Here is a 21,976-nt window from a genome sequence, read left to right on the forward strand (position 1 = left end):
GGCCCCGGCATGCACGCGTGCGCCGGCCCGGTTCCGTTACCGGCCGGAAACGCCGCACCGTCATCGTCATAGAGGAAACGCACTGAAACGGCGCAATGCGCAAATTTTTCGATTGCCGCCGCCCGCGCCGCATGACAGCATTCGGGGCGTCGCCAACCGAAAAAGAATGCCGCGCCGTCCGGCCACCGCTGCCGTCCGGCAGCGCCGAACAGGCAGCCCCTTCCATGAACCCGGCCTACCTCCAACATTACGAACCGACCGGAGAATTCCGCTTGTGAACATCGGCATCGTCAACGACCTCCCGCTTGCCGTCGAGGCGATGCGCCGCGCGATCGCGCGTCGGCCCGAGCACCGCGTGCTGTGGGTCGCGACCGACGGCGCGCAGGCCGTCGAACTGTGCGCCACGCAGCCGCCCGACGTCGTGCTGATGGACCTGATCATGCCGAAATTCGACGGGATCGAAGCGACGCGGCGGATCATGCGATCCGAACGACCGTGCGCGATCCTGATCGTGACGAGCTGCATCGGCGCGAACGCGTGGCGCGTGTACGAGGCGATGGGCGCCGGCGCGCTCGACGCGGTCGACACGCCGCGGCTCGGCGATGGCGCGGCCGGCGACACGACCCGGTTACTGCTTGCGAAGATCGACCAGATCGGCCGCCTGCTCGATGCACCCGGCGGCACGCGCATTGCCGGCACGGCCACCCGCGCCGGCGGCGGCCCGCTGGTCGCGATCGGCGCATCGGCCGGCGGCCCCGGCGCGCTCGCGTCGATCCTCGGCGCCCTGCCGGCCGATTTCAGCGCGCCGATCGTGATCGTGCAGCACGTCGACCGCGCATTCGCCGAAGGCATGGCGCAATGGCTCGACGGCCAGACGCCGCTCGCCGTGCGCGTCGCACGCGAAGGCGACCGCCCGCAGCCTGGCGTCGCGCTGCTCGCCGCGACCGACGATCACCTGCGCATCACGCGCGCCGGCACGCTCGAATACACGCGCGAGCCGGCCGCCACGCCGTATCGGCCGTCGGTCGACGTGTTCTTCAACAGCCTGACCGAGTACTGGCCCGGCCGCGTGATCGGCGTGCTGCTCACCGGGATGGGGCGCGACGGCGCGATCGGCCTGAAGGCGCTGCGGATGAAGGGCTACCATACGATCGCGCAGGACGAGGCGACGAGCGCCGTGTACGGCATGCCGAAGGCGGCCGCGACGCTCGGCGCGGCGCGCGCAATCCTGCCGCTCGGCCGCATCGCGGGCGAGCTCGCGGCGCTCGCGCGAATCTGATCCCGACGATGAACACGCGCAACACCCATGCCTGCCCCTGCAACAACCCGCATCGATCATGACTAGCGACCTGACTCGCCCACCGGGCGGCCCGCATACGCCGCCCGTCGACGTGCCGGCAATGGTGTTGCTGGTCGACGACCAGACGATCGTCGCGGAAGCCGTGCGACGCGCGCTCGTCGACGAGGAAAGCATCGACTTCCACTACTGCCCGCGCTCGGACGACGCGATGGCTACCGCGATCGAGACGAGGCCGACCGTGATCCTGCAGGACCTCGTGATGCCCGGCACCGACGGGCTGAGCCTCGTGAAGACGTACCGCGCGAATCCGGCGACGCGCGACGTCCCGATCATCGTGCTGTCGACGCAGGAAGAGCCCGTGATCAAGAGCGCCGCATTCGCGGCCGGCGCGAACGACTATCTCGTGAAGCTGCCCGATCGCATCGAGCTCGTTGCGCGCATCCGCTACCACTCACGCTCGTACATGAACCTGCTGCAGCGCGACGAGGCCTATCGCGCGCTGCGGCAATCGCAGCAGCAACTGCTCGAGGCCAATCTCGAACTGCGGCGTCTCACGCACTCGGACGGGCTGACCGGGCTGTCCAACCGCCGCTATCTCGACGAATACCTGGCCGCCGAATGGCGGCGCGGCACGCGCGAGCGCAGCGAGCTGTCGCTGCTGATGATCGACGTCGACAATTTCAAGCTGTACAACGACACGTACGGGCACGTGTCGGGCGACAGCGTGCTCAAGCAGATCGCGTCGACCATCGAGCGCTGTCTCGGGCAGTCGGGCGATCTCGCCGCGCGCTTCGGCGGCGAGGAATTCGCGGTCGTGATGCCGGCCACGTCGCCGGGCGCAGCGCGGCTGCTCGGCGAGAAGATCCGTCTTGCGGTCGAGGCGCTGCGGCTGCGGCACGCGCATTCGTCGACGGGCAACACCGTGACGATCAGCATCGGCGGAGCGAGCATCGTGCCGGCGCCCGGCCTGCCGACGACCGTGCTGATCGAGGCCGCCGATCGCGCGCTGTACCGTGCGAAGCACGAAGGCAAGAACCGCGTCGAAATCGATGTGTCGGCACCGTGGCCAGGCGCCGGCGAATTCGGCGCGCCGCGCGACGACTGAGCGTGCGCCGCGCTCACGCGGCGCCGAGCCGGCGCGCGTAGTCGTCCGCGTCGAGCGGGCGGCTGAACAGGTAGCCCTGCTGCATGTCGCAGCCGATCTGCTGCAGGAACCACGATTGCGCCTGCGTCTCGACGCCTTCGGCCGTGACCTTCATCCCGAGCGAATGCGCCATCGCAACGACGGCCTGCGTGATCGCGACCGAATCGTGATGATCGGGCACGCCCGATACGAACGAGCGGTCGACCTTCAGGTTGTGCAGCGGAAAGCGCTTCAGGTACGCGAGCGACGAATAACCTGTGCCAAAATCGTCGACCGAGATCCGCACGTTCATGTCCGTGAGCGCTTCGAGCATCGGCAGCACGGTGTCCGTGTCATTCATCAGCAGTCCTTCCGTGATCTCGAGCTCGAGCGCGGACGGATCGAGCCGCGTTTGCGCGAGACAGCGGCCGACCGATTCGACGAGCCCTTCGTGGAACTGCCGCGGCGACAGATTGACGGCCAGCATCAGGTCCGGCGCGATCGTGCGGCGCCATTCGGCCGCCTGCCGGCACGCGGTTTCGAGCACCCACTGGCCGATCGCGACGATCAGCCCCGTATCTTCGGCGACCGGAATGAATTCCGCGGGCGAAATCGGCCCGAGTTCGGGGCTCGTCCAGCGCAGCAGCGCCTCGGCGCCGACCGTGCGGCCGCTGCGTGCGTCGACGACAGGCTGATACGCGAGCCGCAGCATGTCCGACGCGAGCGCGCGCCGCAGCGACTGCTCGACCGCGAAACGGCGCTGCAGCCGCAGGTTGAGCTGCGCGGTGAAGAACGTGAAGTGGTTGCGGCCGCGCTGCTTCGCGTCGTACATCGCCGAATCGGCGTTGCGCATCAGCGTGACGGCGTCGTCGCCGTCGCGCGGCGCAACGCTGATCCCGATCGACACGCCGAGCCAGTACTCGTTGTTCGCGATCTCGAACGGCTTCGCGATCGCGTCGATCACCTCGCGTGCGAGCACCGCGAGACAGTCCGGATCGTCGCAGTCCTCGACGAGGATCACGAACTCGTCGCCGCCGACGCGCGTGAGCGCATGCCGGCCGCCCGCGCAGGCCTCGAGCCGCGCCGCGACGCTGCGCAGCAGCGCGTCGCCGGCATCGTGGCCGGCCGTGTCGTTGACCTTCTTGAAGCCGACGAGATCGATGAACAGGATCGCGACGCGCGCGGGCCCGGCCGCCGCATCGTGCCGGCCGAACAACTCGCGCATCCGGTCGCCGAGCCAGCGGCGGTTGTAGAGGCCCGTCAGCGCATCGCGCGTCGCCAGGTAGCGCAACTGCTGCTGCGCTTCGCGCACCGGGCCGATGTCGTTGAACGACACGAGCACCGAGTCGGCCTGCGTCTCGCCCGGCTTCACGATCGGCACCGCGTTGCCGCGCACCCAGATGATGTCGCCGTCCGCCAGGCCGAAGCCGACCGTGTAGCCGAGCTGCGGCGTGGCCGTCACGAGCGCGAGCCGGCTCGGCCAGTCGTCCGGCGCGATCGGCGTGCCGTCCTCGTGCAGCTTGCGCAGGATCACCGTCGACAGCCGGCGGCCGACGAGGTCGCCCTTCACGCGCATCATCCGGTTCGCGCTCGGGTTGCTCGCGACCACGATGCCGTCGCGCGACACCACGAGAATCCCTTCGTTCAGGCTGTTGACGACGAGCCGGTGATGTTCCTCGCTGCGCGCAAGCTGCCGCACCATCCGGTCCTGGTGAACCGCGAGGCCGACGCTGTTGCCGATATCGCGCAACAGTGCGGTTTGCTCGTCGCTCGGCCGGCGCGGCGTGCGGTAATAGACGGCGAACGCGCCGAGCACCGCGCCTGCCTCGTCGAGGAACGGCACCGACCAGCACGCGCGCAGGCCCAGCGGCAACGCGACGGAACGGTAGTCGGCCCACAGCGGATCGGTTTCGATATCTTCGACGGCGACCATCCGGCGCTCGTACATCGCCGTGCCGCATGAGCCCGCCGCCGGCCCGATCGACGCGCCGTCGATCGCGGCGCTGTACTGCGCGGGCAACGACGGCGCCGCGCCGACACGCACGTGCACGCCGTCCGTATCGAGCAGCAGGATCGTGCACGATGCACCGCCGCCGAGCAAAGTCTCGGCGCGCCGGCAGACTTCCATCAACAGTTCCGGCAGCGGCGTGTTGCGCGTGATCAGCCTCAGCACGCTCTGCTCCGACGCGAGCACTTCCGCGGCGAGTCCGAGGCTGTAACGAGAACTTTGCGGTTCGGTATTCAAGTTGAATCCTGCCGTCTGTCCGATCGGGTCTGATGCGCCCGATTCGTTTTCGATCCTTCGTGCCGTTTTCGCTCCGGGTTTACGCCGATGCCCGGTGCGCCCCGTTGCGCGCCGAGCCAGAACGCGCCGAAATGTATTTAACACCAATCCGTGACAACCCGCGCGTCCACGCGCATCAGGGCTTACGCGCGGTTGATGCGTCGGCGTTCGTGAACCTGTTCATCGAAACCGGCGGCACGGCCGGCATCCGGTTCTCGTACGACAGGAGCTGAGCGGCCCGACGCGCACGGCCGCCGGTGTTTTCGGGCCGGCGGCCACGCCCTTGCCCCGCCCTTGCCCTTTCCCCCGTTCCGGTGGCACCCGGAAGACATCCCGGCCCCGCCAAGCCGCGTTTTCGTATCCGTGATTCAATGTCGATCGAACCGGCGTCGCGCATTCCGGCGGCACGGCGATGTGTGTCCTCATCGAACGACCTTCACTGGATCACCATGACGAACCCCACCGAAATCAAGGCGCTCGTTTTCGATGTCTTCGGAACGATCGTCGACTGGAGAAGCGGTGTCGCACGCGGCGCTGCCGCGTTTCTGGAGCGCCACGCGCCGGCGCTCGATCCGTTCGCGTTCGCCGATGCATGGCGAGCCGAATATTCGCCGTCGATGGAAGAAATCCGCAGCGGGCGCCGCCGCTACGTGCGGCTCGACGTGCTGCATCGCGAGAACCTCGTGCGCACGCTCGACCGCTACGGGATCGTCGACGTGCCCGACGCGGACATCGATGCGCTCAACCTCGCGTGGCACAGCCTCGACCCGTGGCCCGACGCGGTCGCCGCGCTGCACCGGCTGAAGCGGCGCTTCATCATCGCGCCGCTGTCGAACGGCAACATCCGGCTGATGGTCGACGTCGCGAAACGCGCGGGGCTGCCGTGGGACGCGATCCTCGGTGCGGAAGTCGTCCGCGCGTACAAGCCGTCGCCGCAGGTATACAGCGACACGGTCGACATTCTCGGCGTCGCGCCGGCCGAGCTGTGCCTGGTCGCGGCCCACAACGGCGATCTCGCCGCCGCGCGCCGGCTCGGGCTGTCGACCGCGTTCGTGCTGCGCCCGACCGAACACGGGCCCGGCCAGACGACCGACCTGGAAGCCGACGATGCGTGGGACTTCGATGTCAGGGACCTGAACGAACTCGCGGATCGGCTCGGCTGCCCGGGTTGAATGCCGGCTGCGCGGTTTGCCCCTTCGCCGCGAGCGCCGCGCGAATCGCCGCCGCTTCCGTCACCGGCTAATCGGCCTCGCCGACGAATTCCAACGTCCCCGACTCCCCCATCAGCAATTCCCGGTTCGCATCCGCCGCCGCGCGCAGGTAATCCCACAGCGCGGTCACGCGCCGCAGCTTGCGCAGATCCTCGCGGCAGGTCAGCCAGAAACACCGCGTAACGACCACGTCATCCGGCAGCACCGGCACCAGCGCCGGCTGCGTGGCCGCCATGAAGCACGGCAGGATCGCGAGCCCGCCGCCCTGCAGCGCCGCGAAATATTGCGCGATCACGCTCGTCGTGCGCAGCCCGGCCGTCGCGCCCGGCACTGCACGGTCCAGGTACAGCAGCTCGCTGCTGAACGCGAGATCGTCGACATAGCTGATGAACGCGTGCCGCGCGAGATCGCCGGTGCACACGATCGGCGCATGGTTCGCGAGATAGTCGCGCGTCGCGTAGAGCCGCAACTGGTAGTCGCACAGCTTCGTGACCACGTAAGGCCCACGCTCGGGCCGCTCGAGCGTGATCGCCAGGTCGGCCTCGCGCTTCGGCAGGTTGACGAAATGCGGAACCGGCAGCAGGTCGACCGTCACGTGCGGATGCGCGGCGCGAAACTGCGCGAGCTGCGGCGCCAGGAAAAAGCAGCCGAACCCCTCGGTCGACCCGATCCGCACGTGGCCCGACAGCGCCTCGCCGGTGTTCGCGACCTGATCGCATGCGGACTGCACGGTCGTCTCCATCGCGTCCGCATACGCGACGAGCCGCTGCCCTTCGGCCGTCAGCGTGAAGCCGCCGGAGCGCGACTTGTCGAACAGCAGCGTGCCCATCGCGGCCTCGAGCGCGCGGACGCGCCGCGCGACGGTCGTGTAGTCGACCCCGAGCCGCTTCGCCGCGCCGCTCGCGCGCTGCGTACGCGCGACTTCGAGGAAGAATCGCAGGTCGTCCCAGTTCAGGTTGCCGGAAACCGGCTCGGTGGCATGTCGCATCGGCGAGGAAAAAGGGGCTGGAGTCTCCGGGCCGGCCGTCGATATGCATAATTGCACATCCAACCGGTTTCTTTATCGGTACATCATGAATCTGCGCATAACTATACTCGACCGTGACCTGCGGACCATGAGCCGCGGCACCCACCACGGAGACACCATGCAGACCCGATCCACCCTCGATGAGCATGCGACAGTCGCGACGCCGGCCCCCGCCCGCACCGCGAAGCACTACCTGCTGGCCGGCTGGGCCAGCATGGCCGGCACGACAATCGAGTGGTACGACTTCTTCCTGTACGGCACGGCCGCCGCGCTCGTATTCAACCGCATCTTCTTCCCGTCGCTGGACCCCGTCGTCGGCACGCTCGCCGCGTTCGGCACGTTCGCGGTCGGCTTCATCGGCCGGCCGATGGGCGGCATCGTGTTCGGCCACTTCGGCGACCGGATCGGCCGCAAGTCGATGCTGATGATCACGCTGCTGCTGATGGGCGTGCCGAGCATGATCATCGGGCTGATCCCGTCGTACGACAGCATCGGCTACTGGGCGGCCGCGCTGCTGATCGCGATGCGCTTCTTGCAGGGGATGGCGGTCGGCGGCGAATGGGGAGGCGCGGTGCTGATGGCCGTCGAACACGCGCCGAAGGGCCGCAAGGGGCTGTTCGGCAGCCTGCCGCAGACGGGTGTCGGGCTCGGCCTGATCCTGTCGTCGCTCGCGATGGCCGCGGTGGCCGCGCTGCCGGAAGCCGACATGCTGTCGTGGGGCTGGCGGGTGCCGTTCCTCGCGAGCATCGCGCTCGTCGGCCTCGGCTGGTTCATCCGCGCGAAGGTGCCCGAGTCGCCCGACTTCGAGAAGATGCGGCGCCAGGGCAAGGCCGAGAAGTCGCCGGTGACGGCCGCGCTGCGCCGCCATCCGCGCGAAGTGCTGACGATCGTCGGCGCGCGCGCCGCCGAGAACACGTGGTTCTACATGGTCGTCACGTTCGCGCTCGCATACGCGACGCAGCAGCTTCATCTGCCGAAGGCCGAGATGCTGCACGCGATCACGGCCGGCGCCGTGCTGTCGCTCGTCACGATGCCGCTGTGCGGCCACCTGAGCGACCGCATCGGCCAGCGCCGGATGTTCGCGATCGGCCTCGTGCTGATGTGCGCGTTCGCCGCCCCTTTCTTCATGATGCTCGGCACGCAGCAGACGTCGTACGCATGGTGGGCGATCGTGCTCGGCCTCGGCGTCGTGTTCCCGATCCTCTATGCGCCGGAATCGCTGCTGTTCGCTCAGCAGTTCCCGGCGGAAATCCGCTACAGCGGCATCTCGCTGTCGGTGCAGCTCGCCGGCGTGATCGGCGGCGGCTTCGCGCCGATGATCGCGACGTCGCTGCTGAAGGCCGGCGGCGGCCAGCCGCATTACGTCGTTGCGTACCTCGTCGGCTTCGGCGTGTTCGCGCTCGTGTGTACCGCACTGATGCGGCCGCCGCGCGCCTGAGCACGCCAGCTGGCATCCGCCCTAATCCAGTTCGTCCTGCTGTCCGCCGTGCCTGCACGTGCGGCGGATACAGGCTCCCTTTTCAACGCAACACCGCTTCCTTCCCGGAGAGTTCCATGAACGCCGCAGTTCCCCAGACCACCCTCGCCCTGCCCACCGCCAAGCTGCTGATCGACGGTGCGTTCGTCGAATCGCAAAGCGCCGAATGGGGCGACATCGTCAACCCCGCGACGCAGGAAACGATCGGCCGCGTGCCGTATGCGACGCTCGACGAGGTCGACGCCGCGATCGCGTCCGCGCAGCGCGCATTCCAGACGTGGAAGACGACGCCGATCGGCGCACGGCTGCGCATCATGCTGAAGTTCCAGGATCTCGTGCGCCGCAATCTCGAACGGATCGCGCACACGCTGACGGCCGAGCAAGGCAAGACGCTGCCCGACGCTCAGGGCGACATCTTCCGCGGCCTGGAAGTCGTCGAACACGCGTGCTCGATCGGCACGCTGCAGCAAGGCGAATTCGCGGAGAACGTCGCGGGCGGCGTCGATACCTATACGCTGCGCCAGCCGATCGGCGTGTGCGCGGGCATCACGCCGTTCAACTTCCCCGGCATGATTCCGCTGTGGATGTTCCCGATGGCGATCGTGTGCGGCAACACGTTCGTGCTGAAGCCGTCGGAGCAGGACCCGCTGTCGACGATGCAGCTCGTCGAACTCGCGATCGAGGCCGGCGTGCCCAAAGGTGTACTGAACGTCGTGCACGGCGGCAAGACGGCGGTCGACCGCCTGTGCACGCACCCGGACATCAAGGCGATCTCGTTCGTCGGCTCGACGCGCGTCGGCACGCACGTGTACAACCTCGGCAGCCAGCACGGCAAGCGCGTGCAGTCGATGATGGGCGCGAAGAACCACGCGGTGGTGCTGCCCGACGCGCACCGTGAGCAATCGATCAACGCGCTCGTCGGCGCAGGCTTCGGCGCAGCCGGCCAGCGCTGCATGGCGACGTCGGTCGTCGTGCTCGTCGGCCAGGCGCGCGACTGGCTGCCCGAACTCGTCGAGAAGGCGAAGCTCTTGAAGGTGAATGCGGGCGCGGAAGCCGGCACCGACGTCGGCCCGGTCGTGTCGAAGGCCGCGAAGGAACGCATCCTGTCGCTGATCGACGAAGGCGTGAAGGCCGGCGCGAAGCTCGAACTCGACGGCCGCAACGTGAAGGTGCCCGGCTACGAGCGCGGCAACTTCGTCGGCCCGACGATCTTCTCGGGCGTGACGACCGACATGTCGATCTACACGGAAGAAATCTTCGGGCCGGTGGTGGTCGTGCTCGAAGCAGACACGCTCGACGAAGCGATCGCGCTCGTCAACCGCAACCCGATGGGCAACGGCGTCGGGCTGTTCACGCAGAGCGGCGCGGCCGCGCGCAAGTTCCAGAGCGAGATCGACATCGGCCAGGTCGGCATCAACATCCCGATTCCGGTGCCGGTGCCCTACTTCAGCTTCACGGGTTCGCGCGGCTCGAAGCTCGGCGATCTCGGCCCGTACGGCAAGCAGGTCGTGCAGTTCTACACGCAGACGAAGACGGTCACCGCGCGCTGGTTCGACGACGACGCGACGGCCGGTACCGTGAACACGACGATCGCGCTGCGCTGATTGAGGGGCTCGCACATGGAAATCGCATTCATCGGGCTCGGCAACATGGGCGGCCCCATGGCCGCCAACCTGCTCAAGGCCGGCCACGCGCTGACGGTGTTCGACCTCGACGCGAACGCGGTCGACGCCGCGGTGCGCGCGGGCGCGACGGCGGCCGGCTCGCCGCGCGACGCGGCCGCGCGCGGGGCGGTCGTGATCACGATGCTGCCGGCCGCGCAGCACGTGCGCGCCGTCTACCTCGGCGACGACGGCGTGCTGGCCGGCGCGCGCGCGGGCGCGGCGCTGATCGACTGCAGCACGATCGACCCCGGCACCGTGCGCGCGGTGGCGGAAGCCGCCGCGCAGCGCGGCTTCCCGCTCGCCGACGCGCCCGTGTCGGGCGGCACCGGCGGCGCGCAGGCCGGCACGCTGACCTTCATGGTCGGCGCGGACGCCGCGCTGTTCGAGCGCATCCGCCCCGTGCTGCTCGACATGGGCAGGAACGTCGTGCATTGCGGCGGCACCGGCACCGGGCAGATCGCGAAGATCTGCAACAACCTGCTGCTCGGGATCTCGATGATGGGCGTGTCGGAAGCGATGGCGCTCGGCGCCGCGCTCGGGATCGAGCCGGCGGTGCTGGCCGGCATCATCAACACGTCGACCGGCCGCTGCTGGAGCTCGGACACGTACAACCCGTATCCGGGCGTGAACGACGCGGCGCCGGCCGCGCGCGGTTATGCGGGCGGTTTCGCGGCGAACCTGATGCTGAAGGATCTCGGGCTCGCGACCGAAGCCGCACGAAGCGCGCATCAGCCGGTGTGGATGGGCGCGCTCGCGCAGCAGCTCTATCAGTCGATGAGCCAGCAAGGGCTCGGCGCGCTCGACTTTTCCGCGTGCGTGAAGCTGTACGAGGCGCAGCCGGCGTAGCCGACCTGACCAACGCCGGACGTGCGCCGCCCCGCGATGCGCTTGCGCGTATCGCGGGGCGGATTGCATGCGGGGAAGGAAAGCGCAGGTGCAACTTCAGGCGGCGGTCGCACGGCAATGCCGCGTGCCGTTCAACCGCGCGGGTTCGACGCCGTCTCGAAGGTCGGATGGCACTCGAACGCGAGTTCGGAGCGTGCATCGACGCGGCGGCCGCCGGTCAGCGATTCCTGCTTCATGCTCGCGCGCATCCCGCGCTGCGTGCAGTAGTTGGTGGCTTCGTTGACGGCCTTCTCATGGGCGTCGGCCCACGTCGTCGACACGCCGACCGTGCGCGTCGTCACGGTAAATACGTTCGGGTTCGACGTCGCGGTCACGTCGGAAGCGGTTGAACACGCGGCGAGCAAGCATGCGGCAGCCGCGACGGTCAACCATCGCAGGGTTCGAAAAGAAACTGACATGGACATGGGGGCAGGCACACGTCGGCCCGACGTGCATTGAACAACATAGGCGCCAGTATGCCTGCCAGATCGCCGGAGATCATGCCCTTTTCAGTGAACACATTGTTTCTAATGGTTAAACGATGGCTGATTCAGGCAAGATTTACAGTCCGGCACCACGCCCGCTTTCATCCCGTGAGTAGTTTTGCCCTGCCGATGCGTCGTTTCGTGCCCTCACGCCCATGCGCCGGTCAATGCGCGCGCTCCTGCCTGATCCTCGCCGATGCGTCCGCCAGGTTCCGCCACGCCGGCTGCCCCGGCGCATAGCGCGCGCGGATGTATGCGGCGAGTTCGGCCATCTGCCGGTCGTCGAACGCGTCGCCGAAGCCCGGCATATAACCGAGCTGATCGGTGGCCGGCTGGTCGATCCCGTGGTGCAGCACGCGCAGCAGGTTGTCCGGCGCCGCCTGGCTGACGCTCGTGTTGAGCCCCATCAGCGGGCGCACGCCGAAATGCCCGACGCCGCCCGATTCCGCGTGACAGACCGCGCACGCCGCGTCGAATGCGCGGCGGCCGCTCTCGAGGCCGAGCGTCGCGACGGTTTCCGCGCCGCGTGCCTGCCGGGCTGCCGCATCGGCGGCCACCGCGGCGTCGACCGGCGGCGACAGCGACGTCAGATAGTGCGCAATCGCCCGCACGTCAGTCTCCGGCAGCGACGCGAGCCCCGCGACGACGGGCGCCATCGGCCCGGCCGCGACGCCGTGCTGCGCGGAGAAGCCCGTGCGCAGGTAGTCGAACAGCGCGCCTTCGGTCCACGGCACCGGTGCGGCCGGCGACGCGACGAGCGGCGGTGCGACCCATCCTTCCGCTTCGCCCCCCGACAGGTACGCGAAGCCGCCCTTCTCCGCGCCCAGCGCGTTGCGCGGCGTGTGGCACGCGCCGCAGTGCCCGGCGCCGTCGACCAGATACTTGCCGCGATTCCACATCGCGGAGCGTGCCGGGTCCGGCGCGAACGGCCGCGCGTCGTGAAACAGCCAGTTCCAGCCGGCGACGAGCCGCCGCTGGTCGAGCGGAAACGGCAGCTTCGTCTTCGGCGGCACGTGCTTCACCGGCGGCTGCGACATCAGGTACGCATAGAGCGCGAGCAGGTCCGGCTCGCTCAGCTTCGCGAACGCCGTGTACGGGAACGCCGGGTACAGGTGCGTGCCGTCGCGCGAGATGCCTTCGCGCATCGCACGCGCGAACGCCGGATACGACCACGTGCCGATGCCGGTTTCCGGATCGGGCGTGAGGTTCGTCGTGTAGATCGTGCCGAACGGCGTATCGAGCGCGAGCCCGCCCGCGTTGGTCGCGCCGCCGGGCGCGGTGTGGCACACCGCGCAATCACCTGCGAGTGCGACCTGGCGGCCGCGTTCGAGCGTCGCCGCGCTCCACATCGCGCCGTCTGCGCCGCCGGGCGTGACAGGCGCGATCGGTGCGGGCCCCGGCAGGATCGCGCACGCGAGCCCGATCAGCCCGCCGACCACGCCGCCCGCGCCGCCGCCGGCCAGCCAGCGGCGCCAGCGCGAAACGCGGCGCGGCGTGACATGCGGCCCGTCGCCGCAATCGACCGGCGCCGGCTGCGCGAGGGCCGCGCGAATACGCACGGCATCGAACGGCGGTGCGCGAAAACGCACGCCCGTCGCGTCGTACAGCGCGTTCGCGATCGCCGCCGCGGCCGGTGCCGCCGCCTGCTCGATCCGGCGCGCATCGTGCGCGGACAGTTCGCCGTGCGCGCGATGCGCCGCGTCGTCGAACGCAACCAGTTCATGCGCGATCGCGTCCGGCTGCGCACCGGCATCGCTCTCGTCGTGCGCGGGCCGCGCCGACAACCGCGCGCCCATCACGCGCGAAATCGCCGCCTCGATCTGCCACGCGGGCAAACCGGCCATCGACGCGTCGCCCGGCTCGCCGGCACCTTGCCCGGCCACGACGCGCCGCACCGCGACGTCGCCCGTCGCGCGGTCGACATCGAGATCGACGACCCATGCGGACCAGCGCGTGTCGACGTCATGTGCGGCATCTGCTGCCGGTGGTTCGTCGCCGGACGGTGCCGCAAGCGCGCCGGCGCCATCGAATGCGAAGCCGCGACCGCTGACGCGCGAACGCGCGTTCGCGTCGGCCGCGACCGGCGCGCCCCATGCGGCGCGTTCGCTGACCATCCGGATAATCTCGCGCGGCCCCGCATCCCGCGATGCATCGAGATGCTGCAGCCGCAACGCGACCGGGTCGCGCCGCAACGCACCCGCGAGTTCGTCGACGAAGGATTCGCGGGCGAACACGTGCGCATGACCGGGAATTGCATGATCGACGTCGGCCAGTTCGATCGACGTCTGCGCGTGCCGGTAGACGAACGGCGATGCGAGGCCGGAATGCTTGCCCTCGATCGTCGAACTGCGAAGATCGTCCGTTACCGCGGACACCGTGCTAACCGCCTGCGCGCGGTAGCGCCAGCTCGTCATCCGCCCGTCGGGCGCGATCCGCGTTTCGACATCGAGCGATGCGTGCGTGCGCGTATCGCCGACCGGCCATTCGTAGCGTGCGTGATGCGTATGCGATGCGTCCGCGGCGCCTTCGTCGCGCGGCTCGTGCGCCGCCACGCGCTCCGGCCCGACGGGCAGGCCCAGGTCATGTTTCATCGCCGTCCCGCAGATAGCGTGCGGCGCGATGCACGGCCCGGATGATTTCGAGGTGCGTGCCGCAGCGGCACAGGTTGAAACGCAGCGCGTCGCGGATCGCAGCATCGTCCGGCGCGGGGTTGCGGTCGAGCAGCGCCTTCGTGCTCATGATCATCCCGTTCAGGCAATAACCGCATTGCGCGGCCTGCTCGTCGATAAACGCGCGCTGGATCGGATGCGGCTCGGCGAGCGACCCCAGCCCTTCCAGCGTCGTGACGTCGCGCCCGCTCGCGGCGGCGGCCGGCACCACGCACGAACGCGTCGCCTGCCCGTCGACGAGCACCGTGCACGCGCCGCACTGCCCGAGCCCGCAGCCGTATTTCGGGCCGTTGAGCGCGCAGTCGTTGCGCAGGACCAGCAGCAGCGGCGCGTCGGGCGCGGCATCGTCGAAGGTGTGCGGCGTGCCGTTCACGCGAAACGCCAGCGGCCACGACGGAGAAGCGGAATGGGACATGAATGGATCCGGAATGCGGCGGGCGGGCAGAGGGCCGGCCGACGGCGTGCGCTGCCGCTGGCTGGCGCACGCCTGACGACATATAACACGCCGAAAAACACGGGTTCCGGCGCATCGATCCCCGCGACGGCGAAGCGCCGGCCGGCGCGGGAATCGCGCGCGCGTCAGGCCGCGGCCGCCACGTTGTTGCGCGACGGCGAGACGAGCGGCACGTCGAACACGTCGTAGCCGAACACCCACGACGGATCCTCGTTCGTGCGCAGCCACGTGTTGTTGTGCGACACGAGCTGCACCTTCGACGCGCGCGCCGCGCGATTCGCCTCGTACAGCGCGAACGCACCCGCGTAGTCGCCGATACCGACTTCGTCGAGACAGCGCGCGAGCATCGCCGCATCCTCGATCGCCATCGCCGCGCCCTGCGCCATGTGCGGCTTCATCGGATGGCACGCGTCGCCGAGCAGCACGAGGCGGCCGCGGCTCCACAGCGGCAGCGGATCGCGTTCGAGCAGCGGCCACTTGGTGATCGACGGCGACACGTCGATCAGGTGCTGGATGTCGGCATGGAAACCCGCGAACGCGTCGCGCATCTCGTCGCGGCTGCTGTCGACCATCGACACGCCTTCGGGCCATTCGGCCTGCGGCACGCCGGTCACGTAGTAATACTCGTCGCGCTTCTCGGTCACGTAGTAGACCATCATGTGGCGATCCTCCGACCACCACTTCACGCACATGTCGTACGGCTTGTTGCCGAGCAGCGATGCCGGAAACACCGCGCGGTGCGCGACATAACCCGTATAGCGCGGCGGTTCCGCGCCGAGCAGGTGCTCGCGGATCCGCGAATTCACGCCGTCCGCGCCGATCACGATGTCGGCCGTCTCGACGCTGCCGTCGGAGAACGTCAGGCGCACCGCGTCGCCGGTGTCCTCCACCGATGCGAGCCGCTTGCCGAAGCGGATCGTGCCTGGCGTCACCGCCTGCGTCATCAATGCGTGGAAATCGCCGCGATGCACGGTCAGGTAGCTCGCGCCGTAGGTCTTGCGCGCGTAGTCGCCGAGCGGGATCTGCGCGAGCACGTCGGCTGTCTGCCAGTCGCGGCTGTACCAGAAATCCGGATGCGAACCCATCGTGTCCAGCGCGTCCTCGCAGCCGATGCGCCGCATGATCTTCATCACGTTCGGACCGAGATGGATGCCCGCGCCGAGGCGCGAGAACGCCGGCGCCTGCTCGTACAGCGCGACGTCGTAGCCGCCGCGCTGAAGCAGCGCCGCGGCGGCCGTGCCGCCGAGACCGGCGCCGATGATTGCGATACGGGGTGTGCTCATGCGGATCTCCTGATCGTGGGCCCGTCGCCGAACGCGGCACGAGAACGGGCGGATTGAATGGCGTTTATTTAGCGTACACACTCAATTTATTCAGGACAAGAGGATTGTTGATCGCTGCAATCGTATTCGGGAAAACACCAATAAATTCTCGAATTCACCTACACAAAAACGTTCAACACGCGTCGATCATCATTTTGATCCATTGCCATTTTCAAATGTACACACTAGACTTTTCTCGAAATCCGGCGATCCCGCGCCAGCGTGCCGCCCCTCCCTTACCGACACGGAGCCTCCCGTCATGAGCAAGACCTACCGCATCGGCCAGATCGTGCCGAGTTCCAACACGACAATGGAAACCGAGATCCCCGCGATGCTGCGGTTGCGCGAAGCGATCCGCCCCGAGCGCTTCACGTATCACTCGAGCCGGATGCGGATGAAGAAGGTCGTCAAGGAGGAACTGGCGGCGATGGATGCCGAATCCGACCGCTGCGCGGTCGAACTGAGCGACGCGCGCGTCGACGTGCTCGGCTACGCATGCCTCGTCGCGATCATGGCGATGGGGCACGGCTATCACCGCGTGTCGCAGGCGCGCCTGACGAAGCACACGGCCGACAACGGCGCGCAGGCGCCCGTGCTGACGAGCGCGGGTGCGCTCGTCGACGCGCTGAAGGTGATCGGCGCGAAGCGCATCGTCGTCGTCGCGCCGTACATGAAGCCGTTGACGGAACTCGTGGTCGACTACATCCGCAACGAAGGCTTTGAAGTGCTCGGCTACCGCGCGCTGGAAATTCCCGACAACCTCGACGTCGGCCGTCACGATCCGGCGCGCCTGCCCGACATCGTGAAAACGCTGCCGTACCAGGACGCCGACGCGATCGTGCTGTCCGCGTGCGTACAGATGCCGTCGCTGCCGGCCGTCGCGAAGGTCGAGGCGATGACGGGCAAGCCGGTGATCACGGCCGCGATCGCGACCACCTACGCGATGCTGCGCGAGCTCGACCTCGAGCCGGTCGTGCCCGGCGCCGGCGCGCTGCTGTCCGGCGCGTACTGAACGCCACCCTTCCGACGGAGTCCATTCATGCCCTCGACTTTCCTGTACGGCGCGAACATCCGCGCGAACGGCATTCGCCAGCACTACCTGCGCTACGGCGGCGCGACCGGCGCGCGTGCATCGCGCCCTGCGATCGTGCTGATTCCCGGCATCACGAGCCCCGCGATCACGTGGGGCTTCGTCGGCGAAACCTTCGGCGCGGCGTTCGACACCTATGTGCTCGACGTACGCGGACGCGGGCTGTCCGACGCGTCGCCGTCGCTCGACTACAGCCTCGATGCGCAGGCCGACGACGTCGCGGCGCTCGTCGCCGCGCTCGGCCTGCCGCGCACGAGCCTCGTCGGCCATTCGATGGGCGCGCGGATCGCCGCGCGCGCGGCGCGGCGCGGCATCCGCGGGCTCGCATCCGTCGTGCTCGTCGATCCGCCCGTGTCGGGCCCGAACCGCCGCGACTATCCGGGCAAGCTGCCGTGGTATATCGACTCGATGGCGCTCGCGCGCGCCGGCACCGACGCCGAAGGCATGCGCGCGTTCTGCCCGACCTGGACCGATGCAGAACTGCAGTTGCGCGCCGAGTGGCTGCATACCTGCGACGAGCGCGCGGTGCGCGCGAGCTACGAAGGATTCCATACCGACGATTTCCATGCGGACGCCGCGCAACTGGCCGTGCCGTCGCTGCTGATCACGGCCGAACGCGGCGACGTGGTGCGCGACGACGATGTCGCGCAACTGCAGCGCGCGACGCCGTCGATGCGGCACGTGCGCGTGCCCGACGCCGGCCACATGATCCCGTGGGACAACGCGCCGGGCTTCTACGCGGCGTTCGGCGACTTCCTCGGCACGCCGCTCGCGGCCTGATCGCTCGGCGCCCGCCCCTTTTCCCTCACGCCTTTACCGGAGCCGACGATGCCAGTCAGCGACACCCAACTGATCGACGCGTGGAAGCAGGTGCTCACGCTGTCGCGCCTCGAACCGGGCCAGACCGTCACGATCCTGACGAGCGCGGCCACCCACCCGCAGACGCTGTCGTGCGCGCTGATCGCGACGCAATCGATGGGCGCGATCGTCAACCGGCTCGACCTGCCGCCGGTCAACGGCGAGAAAGCGTTCAGCCGCGACCCGCTCGCATATCTCGGCACGACGCCGCTGACCGGCAACAAGGCCGCGATCGCCGCGCTGCGCGAGAGCGACCTCGTGCTCGACCTGATGACGCTGCTGTTCTCGCCGGAACAGCACGAGATCCTGAAATCCGGCACGAAGATCCTGCTCGCGGTCGAGCCGCCCGAAGTGCTCGTGCGGATGGTGCCGACGCCGGCCGACCGCACGCGCGTGCTCGCCGCGGCGAAGCAAATCGCCGCCGCCCGCGAGATGCGCGTGACGTCTGCGGCCGGCACCGCACTCACCTGCCCGCTCGGCGATTTCCCGCCGACCGCCGAATACGGCTTCGTCGACGCGCCCGGCCGCTGGGATCACTGGCCGAGCGGCTTCGCGCTGACCTACCCGAACGACCGCACCGCACGCGGCACGATCGTGATCGATCGCGGCGACATCCTGCTGCCGCAGAAGCACTACGTAAGCGAGCCGATCGCGCTGACCGTCGAAGGCGGTTATGCGACGCGCATCGAAGGCGGCGTCGACGCCGACCTGCTGCGCGACTACATGGAGACGTTCGCGGACCCCGAAGGCTATGCGATCTCGCATATCGGCTGGGGGCTGCAGCCGCGGGCGCGCTGGTCGACGCTCGGGCTGTACGACCGCGAGGCGACGATCGGGATGGACGCGCGCGCGTTCGAGGGCAACTTCCTGCTCTCGCTCGGCCCGAACAACGAAGGCGGCGGCAACCGCACGACCACCTGCCACATCGACATTCCGCTGCGCCGCTGCACGGTCGAACTCGACGGCGAGACCGTCGTGCGCGACGGCCGCGTGACCGATCAACCCGTGTGACCGACGAGCGCCCGACACCATGAACGATCTTTCCCACCACGCCGAAGCGAACGTCTACCGCCAGCAGGGTTTCGGTACGCCGCTGCCGCCGCACGGCAACATCGGCCTGCTGATCGTCGATTTCGTGGTCGGCTTCGCCGATCCCGCGACGTTCGGCGGCGGCAACATCGCACCGGCGATCGCGCGCACGACCCGTGCGCTCGCGCTGGCGCGCGAACGCGGCTGGCCCGTCGCGCACAGCCGCATCGTGTACGCGGACGACGGCAGCGACGACAACGTGTTCTCGCTGAAGGTGCCCGGCATGGCGACGCTGACCGAGCACCATCCGAACAGTGCGATCGTGCCCGAACTCACACCCGCAGCCGGCGAACTCGTCGTGCGCAAGACCGTGCCGTCGGCGTTCTTCGGCACCCAGCTCGCACCCTGGCTTGCGCAGCGCGCGGTGCAGACGCTGCTCGTCGCCGGCGCCGTGACGAGCGGCTGCGTGCGCGCGAGCGTCGTCGATGCGATGTCGCACGGGTTCCGCCCGCTCGTGCTCGCCGATTGCGTCGGCGATCGCGCGATCGCACCGCACGACGCGAACCTGTTCGACATGCAGCAGAAATATGCGGCCGTGATGCCGCTCGACGACGCGGTCGCAGCAATCGACGCCCTACAGGCACACGCGCGCTGAGTGGCGACGGATCTCGGGCGGCGCATGCGTCGCCCGCGATTGACGCTGCGCTTTTGGCGGCCTAGATTGGTTCGTCGCGCGCCGCCCGAACCCTCCCCGACGCAACCGGTCGCCGGCCGCGCCGCTCCCGACAGGACACCTCCCCCGTGAACCGCTCCGAACTGCTCGTGCGCAACGGCTGCCTGACCGTGATCCGGCCGCCCGCGCCGCCCGTCAAGCCGGCGCCCGGCCAGCCGGGCAGCCTGTCGTCCTACGTGCCGGCGCTGCCCGAAGTCTTCGTCGCGATTCTCGACGATGGCCGCATCCTCGCGTTCAACGGACACGTCGATCTCGGCACCGGCATCCGCACGTCGCTCGCGCAGATCGTCGCCGAAGAACTCGACGTGCCGGCCGCGCGCGTGACGATGGTGCTCGGCGACACGGCCACGACACCGAACCAGGGCCCGACCATCGCGAGCGCAACGATCCAGATTTCCGCGACGCCGCTGCGCTGCGCGGCCGCGCAGGCGCGCCACGCGCTGCTGGCACTCGCCGCCGAGCGATTCGGTGTCGACGCGGAGCGGCTGGCCATCGGCGACGGGACCATTTCGGCAGACGAACAAACGGCGACGTTCGCGGCGCTCGTCGCCGCGCGTCGCATCGCGCTGACGCTGGACCTGAACACACGCACGAAGGATCCCGCGCTGTACCGGATCGTCGGCAAGTCGTCGCCGCGCGTCGACCTGCCCGCGAAAGCGACCGGCCAGCTCACGTTCGTGCACGACATGCGCGTACCGGGCATGCTGCACGGCCGTGTCGTGCGGCCGCCGTATGCTGGCCACGACAGCGGGCCGTTCGTCGGCACCTCGCTCGTCGACGTCGATCGCGCGTCGGTCGCCGACGTGCCGGGGCTGGTGGCCGTCGTCTCGATCGGCGATTTCGTCGGCGTGGTCGCCGAGCGCGAGGAACATGCGATCCGCGCGGCGCGCCAGTTGCGCGTGACGTGGCGGCCCCATGCCGCGCTGCCGCCGCTCGACGAGCCGGCCGCCGCGATCGCCGCCGCGCCGGCCAAGCGCCGCGTGCTGCTCGACGAAGGCGATGTCGACGCGGCGCGCGCGCAGCCCGGCACGATCACGCTGTCGCGCACCTATGCGTGGCCGTTCCAGATGCACGGCTCGATCGGCCCGTCATGCGCGCTCGCCGATTACCGGGAACCGGGCGACGGCCGGATCACCGTATGGTCCGGCACGCAGAATCCCGTATCGCTGCGCTACGACCTCGCGACGCTCGTCGCGCGCGACGAAGCCGATTTCGACATCGTGCGGATGGAAGCGGCCGGCTGCTACGGCCGCAACGGCGCGGACGACGTGTGCGGCGACGCGCTGCTGCTGTCGCGCGCGGTCGGCCGCCCGGTGCGCGTGCAGTTGTCGCGTGCGGACGAGCATCTGTGGGAACCGAAAGGCGCCGGCCAGTCAATGCAGGTAACCGGCACCGTCACCCGAGACGGCCGCCTGCTCGGCTATGACTTCACGACGCGCTATCCGTCGAACGACGCGCCGCTGCTCGCGGCCTTGCTGACCGGCACGATCGCGCCCGAGCCGCGCGTGTTCGAGATGGGCGATCGCACGGCCGTATCGCCGTACGCGAGCCCGCATCGCCGCTTCGTCTGCGAGGATCTCGCGCCGCTCGTGCGCGCGTCGTGGCTGCGCGGCGTGTCGGCGCTGCCGAACTCGTTCGCGCACGATGCGTTCGTCGACGAATGCGCGGCGTTGACGGGCGTCGATCCGCTCGCGTTCCGGCTGCGCCATCTGCAGGACTCGCGCGCGGCCGAACTGCTGCAGGCAGTGGCCGACCGCGCGGGCTGGACGCCGCGCACGACGCACACGCGTCGCGAACACGAACGCGACGGCGCGCGGCTCGCGCGCGGCCGCGGCGTCGCGTATGCGCGCTACGTGCACAGCCGCTTCCCCGGCTTCGGCGCCGCGTGGTCAGCATGGATCGTCGACCTGAGCGTCGATCGCGTGTCGGGCGAGATACGCATCGAACGCGTGACGGTCGGCCAGGACACCGGCACGATGATCAACCCGGATGGCGTGCGCCATCAAATCCACGGCAACGTGATCCAGGTATTGAGCCGCACGCTGAAGGAGCGCGTGCGGTTCGCGGACGGCAAGGTCGCGTCGCGCGAATGGGCGAGCTATCCGATCCTGACGTTCGCGGAAGTGCCGGACGTCGATGTCGTGCTGATGCCGAGGCAAGGCGAGCCGCCGCTCGGCGCGGGCGAATCGGCATCGGTGCCGGGCCCGGCCGCGATTGCGAACGCGCTGTTCGATGCGACCGGCGTGCGGTTCTACGCGCCGCCGTTTACACCCGAAGCGGTGCGAGCCGCGCTGCGCGAGGCAGGCCGGCTGATGCGCGCCGACGAAGCCGGCACGCCTGCAACCGCCGGCGCGGCGTAGGCCCG

General features: G+C 69.2%; 18 protein-coding genes. 12 read left to right on the top strand and 6 right to left on the bottom strand.

Going from position 1 to position 21,976, the window contains the following annotated elements:
- Window positions 1-274 precede the first annotated feature (274 nt).
- Window positions 275-1,279 carry a chemotaxis response regulator protein-glutamate methylesterase gene (locus tag DM992_RS20030; protein WP_111018327.1) on the top strand — a complete coding sequence of 335 codons (1,005 nt, stop codon included), beginning with the start codon at window positions 275-277 and terminating at the stop codon, window positions 1,277-1,279.
- 58 nt (window positions 1,280-1,337) lie between these two features.
- Entirely contained in the window at window positions 1,338-2,405 is a 1,068-nt protein-coding gene (locus DM992_RS20035; RefSeq protein WP_111018328.1) for a diguanylate cyclase, read from the top strand.
- Between the two features lie 13 nt (window positions 2,406-2,418).
- On the opposite strand, the gene DM992_RS20040 is transcribed toward DM992_RS20035, so the two are convergent.
- On the bottom strand, window positions 2,419-4,668 hold the full coding sequence (locus DM992_RS20040) for an EAL domain-containing protein (protein ID WP_111018329.1): 2,250 nt from the start codon (window positions 4,666-4,668) through the stop codon (window positions 2,419-2,421).
- Between the two features lie 32 nt (window positions 4,669-4,700).
- On the opposite strand from DM992_RS20040, the gene DM992_RS42325 reads away from it, so the two are divergent.
- Window positions 4,701-4,940: a hypothetical protein gene (locus tag DM992_RS42325; protein WP_204356159.1), complete on the top strand. Its 240-nt coding sequence runs from the start codon at window positions 4,701-4,703 to the stop codon at window positions 4,938-4,940.
- A gap of 216 nt (window positions 4,941-5,156) precedes the next feature.
- The gene (locus DM992_RS20050) at window positions 5,157-5,879 is read left to right on the top strand and encodes a haloacid dehalogenase type II (RefSeq protein WP_111020309.1); all 723 of its coding nucleotides are present in this window, start codon (window positions 5,157-5,159) and stop codon (window positions 5,877-5,879) included.
- 67 nt (window positions 5,880-5,946) lie between these two features.
- On the opposite strand, the gene DM992_RS20055 is transcribed toward DM992_RS20050, so the two are convergent.
- On the bottom strand, window positions 5,947-6,906 hold the full coding sequence (locus DM992_RS20055; protein WP_111018330.1) for a LysR family transcriptional regulator: 960 nt from the start codon (window positions 6,904-6,906) through the stop codon (window positions 5,947-5,949).
- Between the two features lie 157 nt (window positions 6,907-7,063).
- Between DM992_RS20055 and DM992_RS20060 the strand changes: the two genes are divergently transcribed.
- From DM992_RS20060 to mmsB, 3 genes are all read left to right on the top strand, one after another.
- Window positions 7,064-8,383 carry an MFS transporter gene (locus DM992_RS20060; RefSeq protein WP_111018331.1) on the top strand — a complete coding sequence of 440 codons (1,320 nt, stop codon included), beginning with the start codon at window positions 7,064-7,066 and terminating at the stop codon, window positions 8,381-8,383.
- 116 nt (window positions 8,384-8,499) lie between these two features.
- A complete protein-coding gene (locus DM992_RS20065) occupies window positions 8,500-10,026 on the top strand; it encodes a CoA-acylating methylmalonate-semialdehyde dehydrogenase (protein ID WP_111018332.1) in 1,527 nt (508 codons plus the stop codon).
- Window positions 10,027-10,041: 15 nt separating this feature from the next.
- Complete coding sequence (gene mmsB / locus DM992_RS20070) at window positions 10,042-10,932, top strand: 3-hydroxyisobutyrate dehydrogenase (RefSeq protein WP_111018333.1); 891 nt, start codon at window positions 10,042-10,044, stop codon at window positions 10,930-10,932.
- Between the two features lie 131 nt (window positions 10,933-11,063).
- Here mmsB and DM992_RS20075 read toward each other — a convergent pair whose 3' ends face one another.
- The 4 genes from DM992_RS20075 to DM992_RS20090 all read right to left on the bottom strand — a co-directional run bounded on the left by DM992_RS20075 (window position 11,064) and on the right by DM992_RS20090 (window position 15,862).
- Window positions 11,064-11,396, bottom strand: coding sequence for a hypothetical protein (locus DM992_RS20075; RefSeq protein ID WP_034179862.1), 333 nt, complete (start codon window positions 11,394-11,396; stop codon window positions 11,064-11,066).
- Window positions 11,397-11,620: 224 nt separating this feature from the next.
- Window positions 11,621-14,047 (bottom strand): c-type cytochrome, encoded by a 2,427-nt coding sequence (locus DM992_RS20080; RefSeq protein ID WP_111018334.1) that lies wholly within the window; start codon window positions 14,045-14,047, stop codon window positions 11,621-11,623.
- Window positions 14,037-14,540 (bottom strand): (2Fe-2S)-binding protein, encoded by a 504-nt coding sequence (locus tag DM992_RS20085; RefSeq protein WP_111018335.1) that lies wholly within the window; start codon window positions 14,538-14,540, stop codon window positions 14,037-14,039. Before DM992_RS20085 ends, DM992_RS20080 begins: the two co-directional genes overlap by 11 nt.
- A gap of 164 nt (window positions 14,541-14,704) precedes the next feature.
- Complete coding sequence (locus DM992_RS20090) at window positions 14,705-15,862, bottom strand: FAD-dependent monooxygenase (protein ID WP_111018336.1); 1,158 nt, start codon at window positions 15,860-15,862, stop codon at window positions 14,705-14,707.
- Window positions 15,863-16,160: 298 nt separating this feature from the next.
- On the opposite strand from DM992_RS20090, the gene DM992_RS20095 reads away from it, so the two are divergent.
- From DM992_RS20095 to DM992_RS20115, 5 genes are all read left to right on the top strand, one after another.
- Window positions 16,161-16,913 carry an Asp/Glu racemase gene (locus tag DM992_RS20095; protein ID WP_111018337.1) on the top strand — a complete coding sequence of 251 codons (753 nt, stop codon included), beginning with the start codon at window positions 16,161-16,163 and terminating at the stop codon, window positions 16,911-16,913.
- 27 nt (window positions 16,914-16,940) lie between these two features.
- The gene (locus DM992_RS20100; protein WP_111018338.1) at window positions 16,941-17,771 is read left to right on the top strand and encodes an alpha/beta hydrolase; all 831 of its coding nucleotides are present in this window, start codon (window positions 16,941-16,943) and stop codon (window positions 17,769-17,771) included.
- A 48-nt stretch (window positions 17,772-17,819) separates the two neighbouring features.
- Window positions 17,820-18,860 carry a 2,5-dihydroxypyridine 5,6-dioxygenase gene (locus DM992_RS20105; RefSeq protein WP_111018339.1) on the top strand — a complete coding sequence of 347 codons (1,041 nt, stop codon included), beginning with the start codon at window positions 17,820-17,822 and terminating at the stop codon, window positions 18,858-18,860.
- A gap of 19 nt (window positions 18,861-18,879) precedes the next feature.
- Entirely contained in the window at window positions 18,880-19,533 is a 654-nt protein-coding gene (locus DM992_RS20110) for an isochorismatase family protein (RefSeq protein WP_111018340.1), read from the top strand.
- A gap of 146 nt (window positions 19,534-19,679) precedes the next feature.
- Complete coding sequence (locus DM992_RS20115; RefSeq protein WP_111018341.1) at window positions 19,680-21,971, top strand: molybdopterin cofactor-binding domain-containing protein; 2,292 nt, start codon at window positions 19,680-19,682, stop codon at window positions 21,969-21,971.
- The last annotated feature ends 5 nt before the right edge of the window (window positions 21,972-21,976 follow it).

Source organism: Burkholderia sp. JP2-270 (genome assembly GCF_003233675.1).
Classification (GTDB): domain Bacteria; phylum Pseudomonadota; class Gammaproteobacteria; order Burkholderiales; family Burkholderiaceae; genus Burkholderia; species Burkholderia pyrrocinia_C.

Excerpts from the sequence above, each read along its gene's own strand:
- DM992_RS20035 (WP_111018328.1), top strand. The coding sequence starts at position 1,338 with ATGACTAGCGACCTGACTCGCCCACCGGGCGGCCCGCATACGCCGCCC.
- DM992_RS42325 (WP_204356159.1), top strand. The coding sequence starts at position 4,701 with ATGCGCCCGATTCGTTTTCGATCCTTCGTGCCGTTTTCGCTCCGGGTT.
- DM992_RS20050 (WP_111020309.1), top strand. The coding sequence starts at position 5,157 with ATGACGAACCCCACCGAAATCAAGGCGCTCGTTTTCGATGTCTTCGGA.
- DM992_RS20055 (WP_111018330.1), bottom strand. The coding sequence starts at position 6,906 with ATGCGACATGCCACCGAGCCGGTTTCCGGCAACCTGAACTGGGACGAC.
- DM992_RS20060 (WP_111018331.1), top strand. The coding sequence starts at position 7,064 with ATGCAGACCCGATCCACCCTCGATGAGCATGCGACAGTCGCGACGCCG.
- DM992_RS20065 (WP_111018332.1), top strand. The coding sequence starts at position 8,500 with ATGAACGCCGCAGTTCCCCAGACCACCCTCGCCCTGCCCACCGCCAAG.
- mmsB (WP_111018333.1), top strand. The coding sequence starts at position 10,042 with ATGGAAATCGCATTCATCGGGCTCGGCAACATGGGCGGCCCCATGGCC.
- DM992_RS20075 (WP_034179862.1), bottom strand. The coding sequence starts at position 11,396 with ATGTCCATGTCAGTTTCTTTTCGAACCCTGCGATGGTTGACCGTCGCG.
- DM992_RS20080 (WP_111018334.1), bottom strand. The coding sequence starts at position 14,047 with ATGAAACATGACCTGGGCCTGCCCGTCGGGCCGGAGCGCGTGGCGGCG.
- DM992_RS20085 (WP_111018335.1), bottom strand. The coding sequence starts at position 14,540 with ATGTCCCATTCCGCTTCTCCGTCGTGGCCGCTGGCGTTTCGCGTGAAC.
- DM992_RS20090 (WP_111018336.1), bottom strand. The coding sequence starts at position 15,862 with ATGAGCACACCCCGTATCGCAATCATCGGCGCCGGTCTCGGCGGCACG.
- DM992_RS20095 (WP_111018337.1), top strand. The coding sequence starts at position 16,161 with ATGAGCAAGACCTACCGCATCGGCCAGATCGTGCCGAGTTCCAACACG.
- DM992_RS20100 (WP_111018338.1), top strand. The coding sequence starts at position 16,941 with ATGCCCTCGACTTTCCTGTACGGCGCGAACATCCGCGCGAACGGCATT.
- DM992_RS20105 (WP_111018339.1), top strand. The coding sequence starts at position 17,820 with ATGCCAGTCAGCGACACCCAACTGATCGACGCGTGGAAGCAGGTGCTC.
- DM992_RS20110 (WP_111018340.1), top strand. The coding sequence starts at position 18,880 with ATGAACGATCTTTCCCACCACGCCGAAGCGAACGTCTACCGCCAGCAG.